At 66.7% G+C, this 15984-nt stretch carries 13 protein-coding genes; 8 read left to right on the top strand and 5 right to left on the bottom strand.

The genetic code is table 11. The features are described 5' to 3' along the window. Positions 1 to 40: 40 nt before the first annotated feature. From IIE03_RS07050 to IIE03_RS07035, 4 genes are all read right to left on the bottom strand, one after another. Positions 41 to 772: an AAA family ATPase gene (locus IIE03_RS07050; RefSeq protein ID WP_192862036.1), complete on the bottom strand. Its 732-nt coding sequence runs from the start codon at positions 770 to 772 to the stop codon at positions 41 to 43. 90 nt (positions 773 to 862) lie between these two features. Beyond that, positions 863 to 1345 carry a GNAT family N-acetyltransferase gene (locus IIE03_RS26660; protein WP_318842847.1) on the bottom strand — a complete coding sequence of 161 codons (483 nt, stop codon included), beginning with the start codon at positions 1343 to 1345 and terminating at the stop codon, positions 863 to 865. A 748-nt stretch (positions 1346 to 2093) separates the two neighbouring features. Then, positions 2094 to 3800, bottom strand: coding sequence for a hypothetical protein (locus IIE03_RS07040; protein ID WP_192862034.1), 1707 nt, complete (start codon positions 3798 to 3800; stop codon positions 2094 to 2096). 729 nt (positions 3801 to 4529) lie between these two features. Continuing rightward, positions 4530 to 5063 carry an HAD family hydrolase gene (locus IIE03_RS07035; RefSeq protein WP_192862033.1) on the bottom strand — a complete coding sequence of 178 codons (534 nt, stop codon included), beginning with the start codon at positions 5061 to 5063 and terminating at the stop codon, positions 4530 to 4532. Positions 5064 to 5496: 433 nt separating this feature from the next. On the opposite strand from IIE03_RS07035, the gene IIE03_RS07030 reads away from it, so the two are divergent. The 7 genes from IIE03_RS07030 (at position 5497) to IIE03_RS07000 (ending at position 11990) form a co-directional block, all read left to right on the top strand. Next, positions 5497 to 6078 carry a PadR family transcriptional regulator gene (locus IIE03_RS07030; protein WP_192862032.1) on the top strand — a complete coding sequence of 194 codons (582 nt, stop codon included), beginning with the start codon at positions 5497 to 5499 and terminating at the stop codon, positions 6076 to 6078. 105 nt (positions 6079 to 6183) lie between these two features. Then, complete coding sequence (locus tag IIE03_RS07025) at positions 6184 to 7149, top strand: ATP-binding cassette domain-containing protein (protein WP_192862031.1); 966 nt, start codon at positions 6184 to 6186, stop codon at positions 7147 to 7149. Continuing rightward, positions 7146 to 7991, top strand: coding sequence for an ABC transporter permease (locus tag IIE03_RS07020; RefSeq protein ID WP_192862030.1), 846 nt, complete (start codon positions 7146 to 7148; stop codon positions 7989 to 7991). The genes IIE03_RS07025 and IIE03_RS07020 overlap by 4 nt, the downstream gene beginning before the upstream one ends. Positions 7992 to 8094: 103 nt before the next feature. Beyond that, positions 8095 to 8517, top strand: a complete 423-nt coding sequence (locus IIE03_RS07015) for a DoxX family protein (protein ID WP_106247755.1) — start codon at positions 8095 to 8097, stop codon at positions 8515 to 8517. 27 nt (positions 8518 to 8544) lie between these two features. Further along, a complete protein-coding gene (locus IIE03_RS07010) occupies positions 8545 to 9378 on the top strand; it encodes an alpha/beta fold hydrolase (protein WP_192862029.1) in 834 nt (277 codons plus the stop codon). Between the two features lie 421 nt (positions 9379 to 9799). Further along, positions 9800 to 10270 (top strand): hypothetical protein, encoded by a 471-nt coding sequence (locus IIE03_RS07005; protein ID WP_225997406.1) that lies wholly within the window; start codon positions 9800 to 9802, stop codon positions 10268 to 10270. A gap of 511 nt (positions 10271 to 10781) precedes the next feature. After that, on the top strand, positions 10782 to 11990 hold the full coding sequence (locus IIE03_RS07000) for a tetratricopeptide repeat protein (RefSeq protein ID WP_193107580.1): 1209 nt from the start codon (positions 10782 to 10784) through the stop codon (positions 11988 to 11990). A gap of 31 nt (positions 11991 to 12021) precedes the next feature. On the opposite strand, the gene IIE03_RS06995 is transcribed toward IIE03_RS07000, so the two are convergent. Next, positions 12022 to 15057, bottom strand: a complete 3036-nt coding sequence (locus tag IIE03_RS06995) for a glycine--tRNA ligase (protein WP_225997405.1) — start codon at positions 15055 to 15057, stop codon at positions 12022 to 12024. A 619-nt stretch (positions 15058 to 15676) separates the two neighbouring features. Here IIE03_RS06995 and IIE03_RS25685 point away from each other — a divergent pair. Beyond that, on the top strand, positions 15677 to 15982 hold the full coding sequence (locus IIE03_RS25685; protein WP_318842846.1) for an NUDIX hydrolase: 306 nt from the start codon (positions 15677 to 15679) through the stop codon (positions 15980 to 15982). Positions 15983 to 15984 lie beyond the last annotated feature (2 nt).

The raw sequence follows: 15984 nt of genomic DNA, 5'->3' as shown, positions 1-15984 counted from the left end.
CGAACGTTCTCAGTACCGGGTCCAGTGCCAGCCGCACGACTCACACGAGATGGCGGAGGTAGGAGCCGGGGTTGTTGAGGTAGGTGCGCCAGTGCGTGACGACGTCGAGGTCTTCCCACGCAGACGGGCGAATGCCGTCCTCGGTGAGTTCGAGGATGTCGGCTCCGGGCGTGGCGGCGATGACCGGTGAGTGGGTGGCGCAGATGACCTGCGCGCCCGACTGGACCGAGTCGTGCAGGGCCGCGACGAGCTGGAGGCTGGAGCTGAAGGAGAGTGCCGCTTCGGGCTCGTCCATCAGGTAGAAGCCGGGCCGGGAGAAGATCTCACGGAACACCGCGAGGTACCCCTCGCCGTGCGACAAGGTGCGCAGGTCCTCCTGGGGGTAGCCCGGCACGATGAGGTTGAACGAGCTGACGAACTCCAGCAGATCGAGTGCTGCTTCGGCCCGTAGGAAGAACGACTTGGACCGGCCCTTGCCGGTCCTGTAGCGCCGGCCTTCGGAGGTGGCGTCGAACCCGATGCGCTCGGCCAGGGTTCCGGGCTCGGGGTTCCGCTGCGCCTTGCCGCGCCCGCCTCGGGGGCTGATACCCCAGGCCTCGGCGATCGCTTCGACGAGCGTGGACTTGCCGGACCCGTTCTCACCGACGAGGAAGGTCAGCGGGCTGGTCAGCTTCAGCCCTTCCTCGGCGATCTGCCGCACGGCGGGGATCGTGAAGGGCCACTCGCTGGTGTCGGCCGAGTTCGTGTTGATGGTGATGCGTTCGATCAGCACGGGCTCAGCGTCCCATGACCTGGTGCCGCGTCCATGAGGCCTTCGCCTATGAGCCCTCCGGCCGTGCCAAGAACTGGAAGTAGCCGCACCTCATGGGCGGACCATGCGGATCTCGGTGATGGCGTCCCGATCGACGAAGCGTGCACCGTCCGGCCTGAAGCCGTGCTTGCGGTAGAACGCCTGAGCGCGCGGATTCGGATCCGCGACCCACAGCTGGGCAGCTCCGAACGACAGGACTGCATCGAGCAGCGCTGCGCCGGCGCCCGAACCATGATGCGCGGGCAGGACGTACAACGACCACAGTTCCTGATCGTGTACGGGCGCGAAGTCCTGCCTGGCCCGGGCCTGCCCGGCCTGGGCGAAACCGGCCACACCTCCGCCCACCTCGGCGACGACGGGCCAGCCCTCGCGTTCACCGTTCTCGAGACGCGCGGTCCAGCGTTGTGCGCGACGCTCGACGGTGTCGGTGAGCCAGTGCTCCTCGGGCAGCAGATCTGCATAGGCATGGCGCCACGTGGAGTGGTGGACGACGGCCACCTGCGCGGCGTCGCCGACAATGGCGTCACGAATCACGAGCCCGCTGATGAAGCGTCTCGGACTGCTGTCTCGACGAATCGGGGACCGGGAAGTCCGTGGGAATCGCGTCCGTGAGGGCCTCCTCGACGGGCTGCGCTGTCGTTCATGCGGGCTCCTGATGTCGAACGGGGTGGTGTGGAGGATCGTGTATCGGATCCAACGATTCTCGTCGTCCCTCGCAGGCGAGTGCCACAGATTTGTGTCACCGTCTCGGCGGCGCTCGCGGTGACCAGAGGTCTGGCCCTGCTGTCCCGTGTCGTCGAACTGGCCGAGCAGGGGTCGCAGTTCCTCATCGCGACCCATTCCCCGATCCTCCTCGCCATCCCCAGAGCTGCGATCCACCAACTCGACGGCGTCGGCTTCTCCCGCGTCGCCTACCACGACGCGCTGCCCGTGGTCACGACACGCGCCTTTCTCGCGGACTCTGGACGGTTCGTGCGCCAGGCTCATGGCCGAGTGACCGAACTTCCTACACGCCGGCGCCCCCGCCGCCGACGTTGTGACGTCGGGGCTGGAACCAGCGGGTCCAGAGGCATCGCCGGGGGCGTCCCCGCGCGCAGGCGGTGGTCGCCAGCACGTCAGGCACTCCCGACCCAGCCGGAGAAGCTCGCGAGCATCCCTGAGGGCAGTGGTATCCCGCAACGGGCCGGGACCCAGGGGCAGGTCCCGGCCCGCGTCCCGCCAGGGATCTGGGTGGTGGCGGGACGCGGCCGACGCAGGGGGCGCACCGGCCGCAAGAGCTACGTCAGGGGGCGCAGTGGTGCACGGCGGCCGCGCTGTGCCCCAGGAGGATCTCGGTATCTGTGCCCGGGACGGTCAGACGCACGCCGGTGACGGTGATCCCGCCGTCCTCACGGACCTGCTCGCCTACGGTCAGGCGTGCGCCGCCGGCGAGGTCGATGATGGCGCCCGGCTCCACAGGCGTGGCGACACCGCCGACGGTCAGGGTCAGGGATGTCGAGGCATCCAAGGCCTCACAGGTGGCGGTTGCCGTTGTGGTCAGCCCTGCGATCTCGATGACAGGTACGCCCGGGAGGCCAATGGAGGCGCGCTCCACGCTCGAGGAGGAGGTGATCGTCCCCGGTGTGAGCGTCGTGGTCACCTCGGCGCAGACCGACTCAGTGGTCGCCACGACGGCGGTCACCGTGGCCGTGCAGGGCGCATCGGTGGACATGCTCTCGGCGGTGCGGACCTGGCCGGTGTCGGGCTGGGGAGGCAGGTCGACCGGCACGAGCACCAAGTCGATACTGGCCTCCAGGCCGTAGGACCGGCCGGTGTAGTACTCCAGCTTGACCGTCACCGCATCCTCGGAGCTGAGATAGGAACTGTCGCCGGAGAAGGCAGCGGTGGCCGGGACGGTCGCTGCCTCGCGCAGCGGTTGATCCACGACCTCGATCGTGCATGCGGCCTCCCCTGCCGTGTCGGTGGTCCCGATGCAGGACTGGGCGCTGTCACCGTTTCCGAGAGTGAGTTCGACCGCGCGACCGACGACCGGGCTGTCACGGTAATCAGTCAAAGCCGCCGCCAGCGTCACGGGCTCGCCGTTGGCGATGAACTCCGGACCGGTGTAGGCGGTCGTCGTCGGTGTCTGCAATGCGAGATCAACGGTCGTCGTGGAAGGCTGCAGGCCGGAGTTGCCTGCATAGTCGATCGTCAACGGCACATTCGCGCCGACTGGCTGATCCACCTGGTCGATCGTGCAGGAAGCGACGCCCGCTTCCGAGGTCATGCCGTCGCAAGTCTGGCGGTTCGCCCCGGAACCGAGACCGAAGGTCAGCGGCTGCCCGGTCATCGGGATGCCGAGGTTGTCGCCCAGACGCGCCGAGACTTCCACGGGCTCGCCATTGACGGCGTGATCGGGTCCGCGGTAGTCGATGCTGGTTGCCAGCGGATCATCATCGCATTGCTGCACACGGATGTCACTCGCTGCCGCGCCGCAATTACCAGGAGGAAGTTTGTAGAAGGCGGTGATGACGCCGAAAGGCTGGTTGTCGCCGGATCGATCGTCGATCTTCGTGCTGTACACGACGAACAGGGAGCTCTCGTCGTTGTAACAATTCCAACGGTCCTTCCACGTCAAGTACCAGCAATCAGTCCCGTCCTCGACGGCTTCCTGTATGTCCCAGGCAGGCGGGACCTGAACGTGCCCGTCCCTGATGTGGCGTTCGCCGAACCCATCTTGGTCGCCGTCGTCGTGTTGGCCGATCCGCAGCGGGAAACCATGACCTTGATGGTTGACGAACCACTCGATTGCGGTCCAGTCGATCGGGTTCGAGTTATCGAGCGTGCCGACATCGTGCTGAGTGGTGATCGGCTCACCCGAGGGCGACGCGGCGGTGGTCGGTGCGCCGAGGACCAGTGACAGCACCGCGAAGATCACCACCAAGGCGACGCTGCCGGCGGGTTTCTCGGATCGCGCGTTGGTGCTGGTACGCATGCCGGTTGTGATCATGGTGACGTGCTCTCCTCTGGTCGTTGAGGTGCCCGTACGTTGCACTCGTCGGCTGCCGTGCAGCCGCGTAGCTGGTCTCGCCGTATAGCGTGGATAACGCTTTCGGGAAGTGGCGAGCAACGCAGGCCCGCTGCGCCGGACGCTATGCCTCTACTGTCCCGGTCGGCAACACCTTTCAGCCCTGGCCAAACCCCACTCGATCAAACCCGTTGGCACCACCGGGCAGCTGGGAATCAAATGACCGCGTCGCGCCTTTCGGCACGGACTGACAGTAATACCGGCTGAGCGGCGACAGCACCCCGGCCCGCTACTCTCACTTCCCGAGCCGGAATGCCGCCTCGTCCCCCTGGACGGCAACGACCCTCGACGCGAGACCGTTGGCAATACCTCCTTGCCCGGCCGTGGCGCCGAGGTGGATGTGGATCCCGGGCCCGCGTCGAAGTCCACGCCGGCGCCCTCGCCGTCGACGTCGTGGCGTCGGGGCTGGAACCAGCGGGTCCAGAGACATCGCCGGGAGCGTCCCCCGCGCAGGCTGTGGTCGCCAGCACGTCAGGCACTCCCGACCCAGCTGGAGAAGCTCGCGAGCTCTCCTACCCCTGAGGGCAGTGGTATCCCGCAACGGCCCGGGACCCAGGGGCAGGTCCCGGCCCGTGTCCCGCCAGTGGTCTGGGTGGCGGGGCTTGCGGCCGATGCAGGGGCGCAGCGGCCACAAGATCATGGGTTCGCAGGTCAGGCGCTGCGCCTGACGGGCCCGGCAACGGCAGGCCGGCCCGCGGCAACGGCCTCAAGGATGGAGGCCGCCCCGTGCTGTTCGAGCGTGCCCGTCGTGGCGTCGGCGGCGGCCCGGACGGCGGGCGGCGAGCCGCCCATCGCGATCGCGGTGGCCGCCCACTTGAAGGCCGGTACATCGTTCTCGGCATCCCCGACGGCCAGCGTGTTCGCCGGGTCGACCCCGAGACGCCGCCGGACCCGGAACAAGGCCGTCGCCTTGGACAGGAGCGGCGGCGTCACGTCGATCCACGACGGCGACGACGGTGTGGCGGTCAGGTTGAGCCCCCGCACAGGCCGCAACAGGGTCTCGACCACTCCGGGAGCGCGCAGCACGAGCCGGGTCGTGGCGGTCGGAAGAGTGTCGTCCGGGACAACGATCTGACGCCCGGACAGCGCACCACGCTCGAACTCACGGGTCACGAAGTACCCGTAGCCCACCTCCTCCACGGCGATCTCGACCTCGGCCATGAGCTCCCGCGCCAGCTTGACCACCGGCCCGACGTCGAAGGTGAACGCGTCTGGATCTGGCGAAGGCCCAGTTCTGGCAGGGACGCCATGACCAGGCGCTCGCGAGCCTGAAGACGGTAAGAAGATCGCGCCGCAGCAGACGCGGCACCACCTGCTCGCCCGCGAGATCACCCGGCAGCTCGTATGCAGCCACAAGCGCGCCAACAGCGACCTCGGAGACTTCGCGAACTGGATCGGGCCCGGCATGGGCTGGTGAGCCTCCACGTGGCCCTGCAACGCCCGGCTCGCCGTCGTACGGTCAGGGCTCTGGCTTTGGAGGTCTCCACCAGCACCGTTTGTAGGTCAGTGCTGACACCACCCGGACCGGGAGGACACCCTAGTGTTGGTGGGAGTTGACACCAACCCTGGCGGGCGCGCAAGCGGAGCGAGTCCGAGCAGATTGAGCGGAGGTGGGCGCATGTCGGCGACGAAGCTCCTGGTACTCGGTATCGTGCACCTCTCCGGCGGCGCGCATGGCTACCAGGTGCGGTCCGAACTGCAGAGCTGGGGTGTGGAGATTTGGGCCAAGATCAAGCCCGGCTCGATTTATCACGCGCTGAAGAAGGCGGCGGCTGATGGCCTCCTCACCGAACACGCCGAGCCGGGCAACTCCGGGCCGGAGCGGATCCTGTACCGGGCGACGGCACGGGGCCGCGAGGAGATCGTCGAACTGGTCCGCGACGGTCTGCGGCGCACCCATGACCCCACCATGCTCGACGCGGCCATCGCCATGTTGCCCATGCTGACCAGGGCGGATGCCATCGCGCACGTCAACGAGCGGGTCGCGCGCCTGGAAGCGGAGCTCGTAGGGCAGGCCAAGGGGTGGGAGAAACCGAACCCCGACATTCCCGAACACGTCCGCGATCAGGCCGAGCTGTGGGCAGGACACGCACGCACCGAGCTCGAGTGGGCGAAGAGCCTGAGCAAACGACTGTCTGAGGGCGCCTACATCATGGCCGATGACCCTGGCTCGTGGCGCTCCACGCCGCCCGGACTTTGACGCGCGGCTACTCAAACTTGACTAGCTGGCAGTCTCCATGCATCCTTGGTGACGTAGTCAAACTTGACTAATCCCTTCGGAGCACCGAGAGAAGGAATCGAACCCATGGGGACGTTCGCGATCGAGACGAGAGGGTTGAAGAAGAGCTTCGGCAAGACCCACGCGGTCGCCGGTGTGGACCTGGCCGTGAGCGCCGGGGGCGTGTACGGCGTGCTCGGTCCGAACGGGGCGGGCAAGACCACCACGATCCGCATGCTGGCCACGCTCCTGCACCCCGACGCCGGAGAGGCGCGAGTGCTCGGCTACGACGTCGTGCGTGACGCCCAGGCGGTGCGAAGCAGGGTGGGCCTCACCGGGCAGTTCGCGTCGGTCGACGAGGACCTCACCGGGGTGGAGAACCTGTTGCTGCTCGCCAGGCTGCTCGGCTACTCACGCCGCCGAGGCAGGGAGCGGGCGACCGACCTGCTCGACGCGTTCGGCCTTGCCGAGGCGGCCGACCGGCAGGTGAAGAAGTATTCCGGCGGCATGCGCCGGCGCATCGACATCGCGGCGAGCCTGGTCGTCACCCCCGAACTGATCTTCCTCGACGAGCCCACGACCGGGCTCGACCCGCGCAGCAGGAACCAGGTCTGGGAGATCGTCAGGGGCATGGTCGCCGAGGGGACCACCGTGTTGCTGACCACACAGTACCTCGACGAGGCCGACCAGCTGGCCGACCGGATAGCGGTGATCGACCACGGGAAGGTGATCGCCGAGGGCTCGAGCGGCGAGCTCAAGGCATCGGTCGGCGCCGGCTCACTGCACGTACGGCTACGTGCGCCCGAGCAGCGGGCCGAGGCCGAACAGGTCCTCGCCGGCGTCCTCGAGGTGCGGGCCGAGCCGTCCGCCGACCCGGCCGCCCTGTCCGCGCGGATCTCCGACCCCGAGCGGGTCGCCCGCTCCCTGGCCGAATTGTCCCGCGACGGCATCGACGTCACCGAGTTCGCGCTCGGTCAGCCGAGCCTGGACGAGGTGTTCCTCACCCTGACCGGACACGCCGCCAAGGAGACACCCGAGGAGGATGCCGCATGAATGCCACGTCCGCGGAGCAGGCGTCGGCACCGGTCACCGAGGACGCGCTGCGCAGTGTGCTGTTGGCCGGCGAGCGGCCGTCTCGCCCCGGCCCCGTGCTCACCTCGTTGACATTCGGCTGGCGCGCTCTGCTGAAGATCAAACACCTCCCGGAGCAACTCGTCGACGTGACCATGTTCCCGATCATGTTCACGCTGATGTTCACCTACCTGTTCGGTGGCGCGCTCGCCGGGTCGACTCAGGAGTACCTGCAGTTCCTGCTGCCCGGCATCCTGGTGCAGGCGAACGTCATGATCACCATGAACACCGGCATCACGTTGAACACCGACATCGAGAAGGGGGTGTTCGACAGGTTCAGGTCACTTCCGGTGTGGCGACCGTCGCCGCTGGTCGGCGCCCTGCTCGGCGATCTGGTGCGCTACTCGATCGGGTCGGCGATCGTGATCTCGCTCGGACTGGTCCTAGGGTTCCGACCGGAGGGTGGCGCCGTCGGCGTGGTGCTCTCGGTGGTGCTACTACTGCTGTTCTCGTTCTGCCTGTCGTGGCTGTGGACGATGCTCAGCCTGATCCTGCGCACGCCGAACTCGGTGGCGGGGGTCAGCATGATGGTGATGTTCCCGCTGACGTTCGTGAGCAACATCTTCGTCGACCCGAAGACGATGCCCGGGTGGATGCAGGCGGTCATCGAGGTCAACCCGATCACCCACCTGGCGACCGTGGTACGCGGCCTGATGCACGGCTCGGTGCCCGCCGGGGAAATCGGCTGGGTGCTCGTCTCGTCCGTACTTCTCGTCGCGGTCTTCGGTCCCATCACGATGATCCTCTACCGCAACAAGAAATAGGTCCCGCTACCGCGAGCACTTGGTCGAAATCAACTCCGACAACCCGGCCCACTCGGCCAACGCCATCACCGGTACCAGGCCCGGACACGACAAGGAGAGACGCATGAGCACCATCCCCAAGAACAACTCGGAAACCGTTGCGCACACGCCCGGGCGGGCGAGCAGCATCGGCGTCTGGATTCTGCAAGTCGTCCTGGCGGCGATAATCGCCGGCGGCGGAATCTCGAAGCTCGCCGGCGACCCGGTCATGGTGGACATGTTCGCCGACATCGGGGCTGGCCAGTGGCTCCGGTACCTGGTCGGAGCGCTGGAGGTCGCGGGAGGGGTTGGACTTCTGATCCCGGCTCTGGCGGGCCTGGCCAGTCTCGGGTTGGCGGCATTGCTGACCGGTGCTGTCATCACCGATCAGTTCGTGCTCGAGCAGAGCCCTTGGCTGCCGCTCGCCTGTCTCGTCGTGGCGGCCGTGATCGCAAGGGCGCGGTGGTCGCGCACCGAGGCCGTCGTCGGCACGCTGCTCAGGCGCTGAGACAAACCTCTCGAACGGAGATGTGAGATGAACGAGATGGCCTTTCGCGTGACATCAAACGATGGCACCACCATCGCCTACGACCGGAAGGGAAGCGGCCCGGCTGTCGTCCTGGTAGGCGGCGGACTGGACGACGGAGCCGAGAACGCTCCCTTGGTACCTGCTCTCGCCGAGCACTTCACGGTTTACAACTATGCCCGTCGGGGACGCGGCGCGAGCGGCTTCACCGAGCCCTACGCCGTGGAGCGGGAGATCGAGGACCTGGATGCGTTGATCGCGGAGGCGGGCGGCTCGGCACACCTGTTCGGGGCGTCCTCTGGCGGTGCGTTGGCGCTGGAAGCCGCTGCGGCCGGGTCTGCCATCGACACGATCGCCGTGTGGGAGGTGCCATATGCGGTCGGAGACGACCTGCGCTCGAGATTCGAGGAGTACATCGCGGACACCCGACGCGCCTTCGACGCCGGGCGAGACGAGGAGGTTCTCGAACTGTTCATGCACATGACCGGCGCCTCCGACGACAACATCGCGGCCAGGAAAGCGGCAGGCAAGCAGACGGCGCATTGGGCGGATTCGGTCGCCCTCGCGCCCACGCTGGTCCACGACAGCGTCTTCCTCAACCGCTACCAATTGCCGGCCGGTCGACTGGCAACGGTCACCCAACCGGTCCTGGTCACCACCGGAGGACCGATCACGGTCCCCTACATGGCAGGCCTGCCCTCGGACTTCTTCGACCGCGCGGCCGACGAGCTCGCAGATCTACTACCCCACGCTCAACGGGAGACCCTCGAGGGGCCGGATCACGTCGTCGACCCACAGACCGTCGGCCCGCTGTTGCTACGGTTCTTCAGCAGCGAACGCTGAGGGGCCCGCGAGGTGCTGCGGGAAGACCGATTAGGCACCGAGCAAGCAGATCTTCGTCGCGCCAGGGACACGGGGCGGACAGGTGGTGTCGAGGTTGATGTCGTCGGCGGCATCACAGGCCTGATCCTGGGCGTGCTCGTCACCAACGTCTTCGTCACCACGCAAGGCCGGGCCGTCGTACTGACCTGGGCTTCAGTGGGACTCGACCTGGCCTACTCGCTGCTCATCGGCTCCGTCGTCGGTGGTACCCCGCACTCCGGGCCGACTCAGTACCGCCCACCGAAGCCCTGCGCAGCACATGACCAAGCACCTCGGTAGGGCCAGTGATTCCGGGCTGTGGTCGCATGCGGTCACCGTTCCCGGGCGGTGGCCCGGTGCCGAAAGTCGTGCCCACGGCGTGCTCACGTCAGGAGTGCCACCGATGACGCAGCCGCGTTCCCGGGTCGACCTGTACGCGGCGATCCGACGGGATGCCCGATCTGGGATGTCCAATCGCGCGCTGCAGCGCAAGCACGGCGTCGGCTTCCGAACCGTGACAGCGGCGCTGGAATCTGCATGGCCGAAGGAGAGAAAGCAACCGCCCAAACGCGGCTCACGGCTTGACGCGTACCGAGTGGTGATCGACGACTGGCTGCGCTCGGAGCTCGACGCGCCGCGGAAGCAGCGACACACGGCGAAGCGGATCTTCGATCAACTGCTTGACGAACATGACGGGGCCGGGGTGGCGTCGTACTGGATGGTCCGCGAGTACGTCGCCACCGACGCCGTGAGATTCGCGTCGAGGTCGGACGGGAACCTGCCAACGCGTTCATCCCGCAAGAGCACCTCCCGGGTCGCGCGGCCGAGGTTGACTTCGGCGACGTCGCCATCCGCCTGCGCGGCGAGCTCGTAACCTGCGCGCTGTGCCAAGAGGCTTCCTGCCGGGCAGGACGCGCGGTGGGCGGCCGCCTTCACGCTCACCCTGACCGAAACCACATCGACCTACGACAGCGCAACTCTCAGCGCTCGGACGGGTCCGCTCTGGCACCGCTTGCGTCGCGAGCAGCTCACCGGTCCACGCGCCGCCGATACAGACGGGGCGATCCGCGTTCATGTCAGCGGGCACGAACGTGGCGACGAGGTGACCGTCCCCCTGTTCGGAGCCCCAGTAATTGCACCACCCACCACGGCGCTCCTCGACTACGCGGCGGTTGCCGCCGACCGGACAGCAGCACTCGACGTCTTCGCGGGTCCCGCATTCGACGCTGCGTGCGGACAAGTCCTCCTCCTCGACGGAGGCCTCAGCATCCAGCTGCGCCCCGCTGCCATCGAACGTCCACCCGGCTGACCGGCTCGAGCCGTGTGAGCAGGGGACGACGACATGAACGGCCGCAGTCACTTGGGCACTGCGCTGCATGAATCCGATGGCCCGCACGACGCGGCGGCGCCGTCGCCTCGATGTCCGCTTTGGGGTAGCGTCCCAGCGCATGCGGATAGCTGGAGTAAGCGGGTCGGGGATCTGGTGGTGCGGGAGTGCGGTGTTGGCGCTTGTGATCGCCGTGATCGCTGTCGTGTTCCCCGAGAGCGTTCCTGACTGGGTCAAGCATCCTCTGACGGCCGCTGGTGTCGTCGTGATCGCTGGGGGCCTCGTGATCGACCACTTTCGGGCTCTGAGACGCAATGCCCGTGCGGCGCAAGAATTGGCCGAGTGGGGCGTTTCGGCCCTGGAATCAGGCCGGAATGCCGATGCTCTTTATGGCCTCGAAGAGTCGACAAAGATATATCGCCGACTTGCGAGAATAAATGCAGCAAGATTCGAACCCGGATTGGCGATGTCCCTGATGAATCTGGGCGCCGCGTATAGGAGAGCGGGTCGAGACGCCGACGCCTTGAGCGTCAGCGAAGAGTCGGTGGAGATCAGGCGTCGACTCGCAGCGGACAACCCTGGATTCTTCGAACATCTCGCGATGTCCGCAGCCAATCTGGGAGTCTCATATTTAGATGTAGGTCGCGACGCCGACGCCTTGAGCATCAGCGAAGAGTCGGTGACGATCTATCGCAAGTTGGCAGCAGGCAACCCCTACTTTCAAACCGATCTGGCATGGTCCTTGACGAATCTGGGCGCCTTGTACGGCACATCGGCAAGAGGCTCCGATGCCCTGCACACCCTTGAGGAGGCGGTCGATATCTGGCGTCGACTGGCAGCCGAGGACCCCGCGCCCTTCGAGCCCGACCTCGCCACATCCCTGACAAACCTTGGGGTCGTGTACAGATCCGTCGATCGGGACGCCGATGCCATGAACGTCAGCGAGGAGTGCGTGAAGATCCAGCGGCGGTTGTCAGCGACGAACGGGGAACTTTTCGAGCCTGACCTTGCGAGTTCGCTGGCGAACCTCGCGCTTTGTTACACCAAGGTCGATCGGGATACCGACGCGCTGCGAACCCTTGAAGAATCGACGGAGATCTATCAGCGCCAGTACGACTCAGGCCACAGATCCTCAAGTTTTCTACGAGACATGGAGAAGGCTCAGCGATACCTCGCGACCGTCGAACGGAATATCAAGGCAACGAAGTTGTGGGAAGAATTCGACACCGCGCCTCGTGGACGTGAGAAGGGTCGGGACCTCACGTGAGGTCCCGACCCTTTCATGTGTCCTTGACTGTTCAGCCGGTGACGGTGGCGGGCTTGTAGCCGGTGGCGAGGAGGCGGCTTGCGGCGTCCCAGTCGATGCCGGTCCGGTTTGCGATGCGGGTCACGGACGCCAGGAGGGCGATGCGGGCGTCTCGGACCTCACGGTTTTCGTCCATCACGAGAACCTCGTCGAGGAACGTGTTGAGCACGTTGAGCGTCTCGCTGGAGGCTGAGATGAGCTGAGGCAGCGTGATGCTCCCGCTGTCGAGCGCCCGTTGAAGTTTCTCGACGGACGTGGCGAGCTGCTGTTCGACCGTGGCTGTCAGTAGGGCGGGGTTGCCGTCGGGATCGGCGTCCTTGATCAGTCGGCGGACGCGCTGGACTGCTTCGACGATCGAGGCAAACTGATCCTCCCCGGCAAGGCGCTCGACGTCGGTCAGGGTCGCCTCAGCGCGCCGCGGCTCGCCGGCGAGGGGCAGGACCGCTGCCACCGCGTCAGGAGCGTTGCCCGCGTCGAGAAGGGACTGCTCGAACCGTGCTTGCACGAACGCCTCGGTCGCGGACAGGGCGGACTCCGAGACCGCTACGCCCTGGGCGTCGATGGCCGTGGCCGCGACTCGAAGGATGTCGCCGGTCGTGATGGCGTCGAACAGCGAGTGTTCGCGGATGGTTGCCAGCAAGCCGAGCGCGGCTCGCCGCAGGGCGAACGGGTCCGAGCTTCCGGTGGGGTTGGCACCGACGGCGAACAGTCCGACGAGTAGGTCCGCACGGTCGGCGACCGCGAGGATCGCACCTGCGGTGCTGGTTGCGACCGCGTCGTCGGACGTGCGGGGGCGCTCCATGTCGGCCAGCGCGTCGGCCACGGCCGGTCTCTCGCCCGCGTTCGTGGCGTAGTAGCGGGCCATGGTGCCCGCCAGGGAGGTCATCTCGATCACCATTTGCGAGCCGAGGTCGAACTTGGCCAGGTCCGCGGCACGGTGCAGGGTGGCCCGCTCGGCGCCGTCGAGCCCGAGGCGTTCCCCGAGGGCCTTGGCGATGACCGCGATCCTTCCGGCGCGGTCGGCCATCGAGCCGAGGGTCTCCTCGAACGCCAGCTTGGCCAAGCCGTCCTTCATCGTCTCCAGGGGGACCTTCTGGTCGGCTTCCCAGAAGAACAACGCGTCCTCGAAACGAGCCCGGACCACGGCCTCGTTGCCTCGGGTGACCGTGGCCACGTCGCAGCCGCCGTTGGCGAACGTCAGGAAGTGAGGCAGGAGCCCATCGGTGGTCCGCAGCGGCAGGTACCGCTGGTGCTTGCGCATGACCGAGGTGAGGATCTCGGGCGGAAGGTCCAGGTAGCGCTTGTCGAACGTGCCCAGGATGGGCATAGGTGACTCGACAAGATTGACGATCTCCGCCACGACGGAAGCATCTGCTTCCAGGTCCACCCGCCCGGACACCTTCGCCGCATTCTCCCCTGCCGCGTCGAGGATGATCGACCTGCGCGCCTGCGCGTCAGCGACGATGTCGTGCTCACGAAGGAAGTCCAGGTACCCATCGGCCGAGGGAACCTGTACCACCGGTGCGGCCGCCACCCGCTGCACCCGCGTCGTGGTACCGCTGGTCAGCTGCGACGCGGTGACTGGAATCGCGGCATCGCCCAGCAGGGCAAGCAGCCAACGCACTGGACGGGCATACGACAGAGCCGGGTCGCTCCACCGCATGTTGCGCTCGGATCGCAGATCCACGACGACCTGCGCGAGCAGGGACGAGAGCACCTCGGGCGCCCTGCGGCCCTCGACGTTGCGCACGACGGCGACGTACTCGATCCCGTCCTGCTCGACCCGGTCCAGGCTCGCGGGCTCGATACCGTGTTTTGCCGCGAACCCCGTCGCCGCGCGTGTCGGGGCACCAGTTGCATCGAACGCCGCCGACGCGCGCGGGCCGCGGACCGTCTCCACAGAGTCCGCTTCACGAGGCGCGACATCCTCGACCAACACCACCAGGCGGCGCGGAGTCGCATATGCCTGCACCTGTCCATGGGACAACTTCGTCGAGGCAAGTCGTTCCGAGACCGTCGCTTCCAGCCAGTCCCTGGCCCGCGTGACCTCGGCTGCGGGAAGCTCCTCGACCCCAATCTCGAACAGCAACCGGGCCTGCTGGTCAACTGCTGGCATGGCCAGCGGCGCCGGCGGCTCCTGTGACGCAACTGTCCCGAGAGGGAACCCGAGTTCGCTACGGCGGGCGACGAACAGTTCGGCCACGCCCTTGGACAGATTGCGCATCAGCGCGAACGCGCGTGCGCGTTCCGCCGTCGAGACGGCGCCCCGCGCGTCGAGCACGTTGAAGGCGTGCGAGCACTTGAGCACGTTGTAGTACGCGGGCATGGCCAAGCCCGCATCAAGCATCTTCTGCGCCTCGCCGGCGTGCAGGTCATACAGCCGCTGGGTAGCCGCGATGTCGGCCTCGTCCAGGTAGTAGCGGCTCATCTCGTACTCGCTCTGGCCGAACGCCTCGCCGTACGTGATCCCCGGTGCGTAGTCGATATCCGCGAAGTGGGACACCCCCTGCAGGGCCATCACGATCCGCTCGATGCCGTAGGTGATCTCCACCGAGACCGGATCCAGCTTGAGCGTGCCCGCCTGCTGGAAGTACGTGAACTGGGTGATCTCCAGCCCATCCAGCCACACCTCCCACCCCAGGCCCCACGCACCCAGCGCCGGCGAGGCCCAGTTGTCCTCCACGAACCGGATGTCATGCGCCGCGAGATCGACCCCGATCGCCTCCAACGATGCGAGGTACTGCTCCTGCGGGTCACCCGGATCCGGCTTCAGGATCACTTGGAACTGCGTATGCGTCTGCAAACGGTTCGGGTTCTGCCCGTACCGGCTATCATCCGGCCGGACGCTCGGCTCCACGTACGCCACCCGCCACGGCTCCGGACCCAGAACCCGCAACGTGGTCGCCGGGTTCGCCGTACCCGCACCGACCTCCGTGTTGAAAGGCTGCACGATCATCGCGCCGCGCTCGGTCCAGTAGGCAGTCAAACGCAGCAGTACATCTTGGAGACTCAGCATCGGTTCCGTCATCAATCAGTCGAGAGCGGGTGCACAATCCCCCCGCCATGCGGGATGCGCAATGGACACAGTTTGAGGTCCTCGTCTGCGCAAACGGTATGGGAGGCGACGATGACTGTCAATTCACTTTGAAGCGCTTTCTAATTCACTATACGGGTTTGAAATCCAAATTGATCGTGTCTATGGCGGCCCAATTCATTCCACTGCGACCGGACACCGAAGGCCATATCGGAGCGGCCCGCTCACGACGGCGGCCCAACAGATCGGCGTCATCCCCTCCTGCGTCAAGGGCCTTGAGCGACACACTCTTGTGGCACTCCGTTCCCGATGCAGTGGGCAAGACTCACAGGACGACAGGCCCCGACGAGAGTGGTGAAGGCCATGGAGGATGAGGAATCGATCGGCGAGCGGATCGAGCGCTGCCGGAAGTCGCGCGGGTTCTCGCAGATTCGACCGGCCGGCGATGGGAGTTCCGCATGACCGCTCCGCGCACTGCCCTGATCGCCCGTGCCATCGTTCGTGATGGCGGCGCGGTCCTGACTGTCCGGATGATGGGTCAGGGGTGGTTCTTCCTGCCTGGCGGGCACGTCGAGCCGGGCGAGCCGGTTGAGTTGGCTCTTGCCGTGAGTTCGTGGAGGAGCTTGGCGCCGAGGTGGTCATCATGGGCTTCGTCGGCGTCGTCGAACATGGCTACGTCCCGGGTGACGGCGTGGAGCGGCACGAGATCAACCTCGTCTTCGACGCACACCTGGCGGACACGAGCGTGGCGAGCCAGGAAGAGGAGCTGGAGTTCGCGTGGCTCTCGCTGTCCGAGCTGCCCGACCATGACCTGCGGCCCGCCGCGTTGAAGGACGTGCTCTTGCACCGCACTGAGGCCACGCCGTTCTGGCGGCCCTGGAAGCCCGCGTCGCTCACCCAGACGGGCACGCCGTCGTGACC

It is taken from the genome of Myceligenerans pegani (assembly GCF_014892515.1).
In the GTDB taxonomy this organism is placed as follows: domain Bacteria; phylum Actinomycetota; class Actinomycetes; order Actinomycetales; family Cellulomonadaceae; genus Myceligenerans; species Myceligenerans pegani.
Note: the sequence above shows the minus strand (reverse complement) of the source record. Positions and strands in the feature narration are given on the sequence as shown.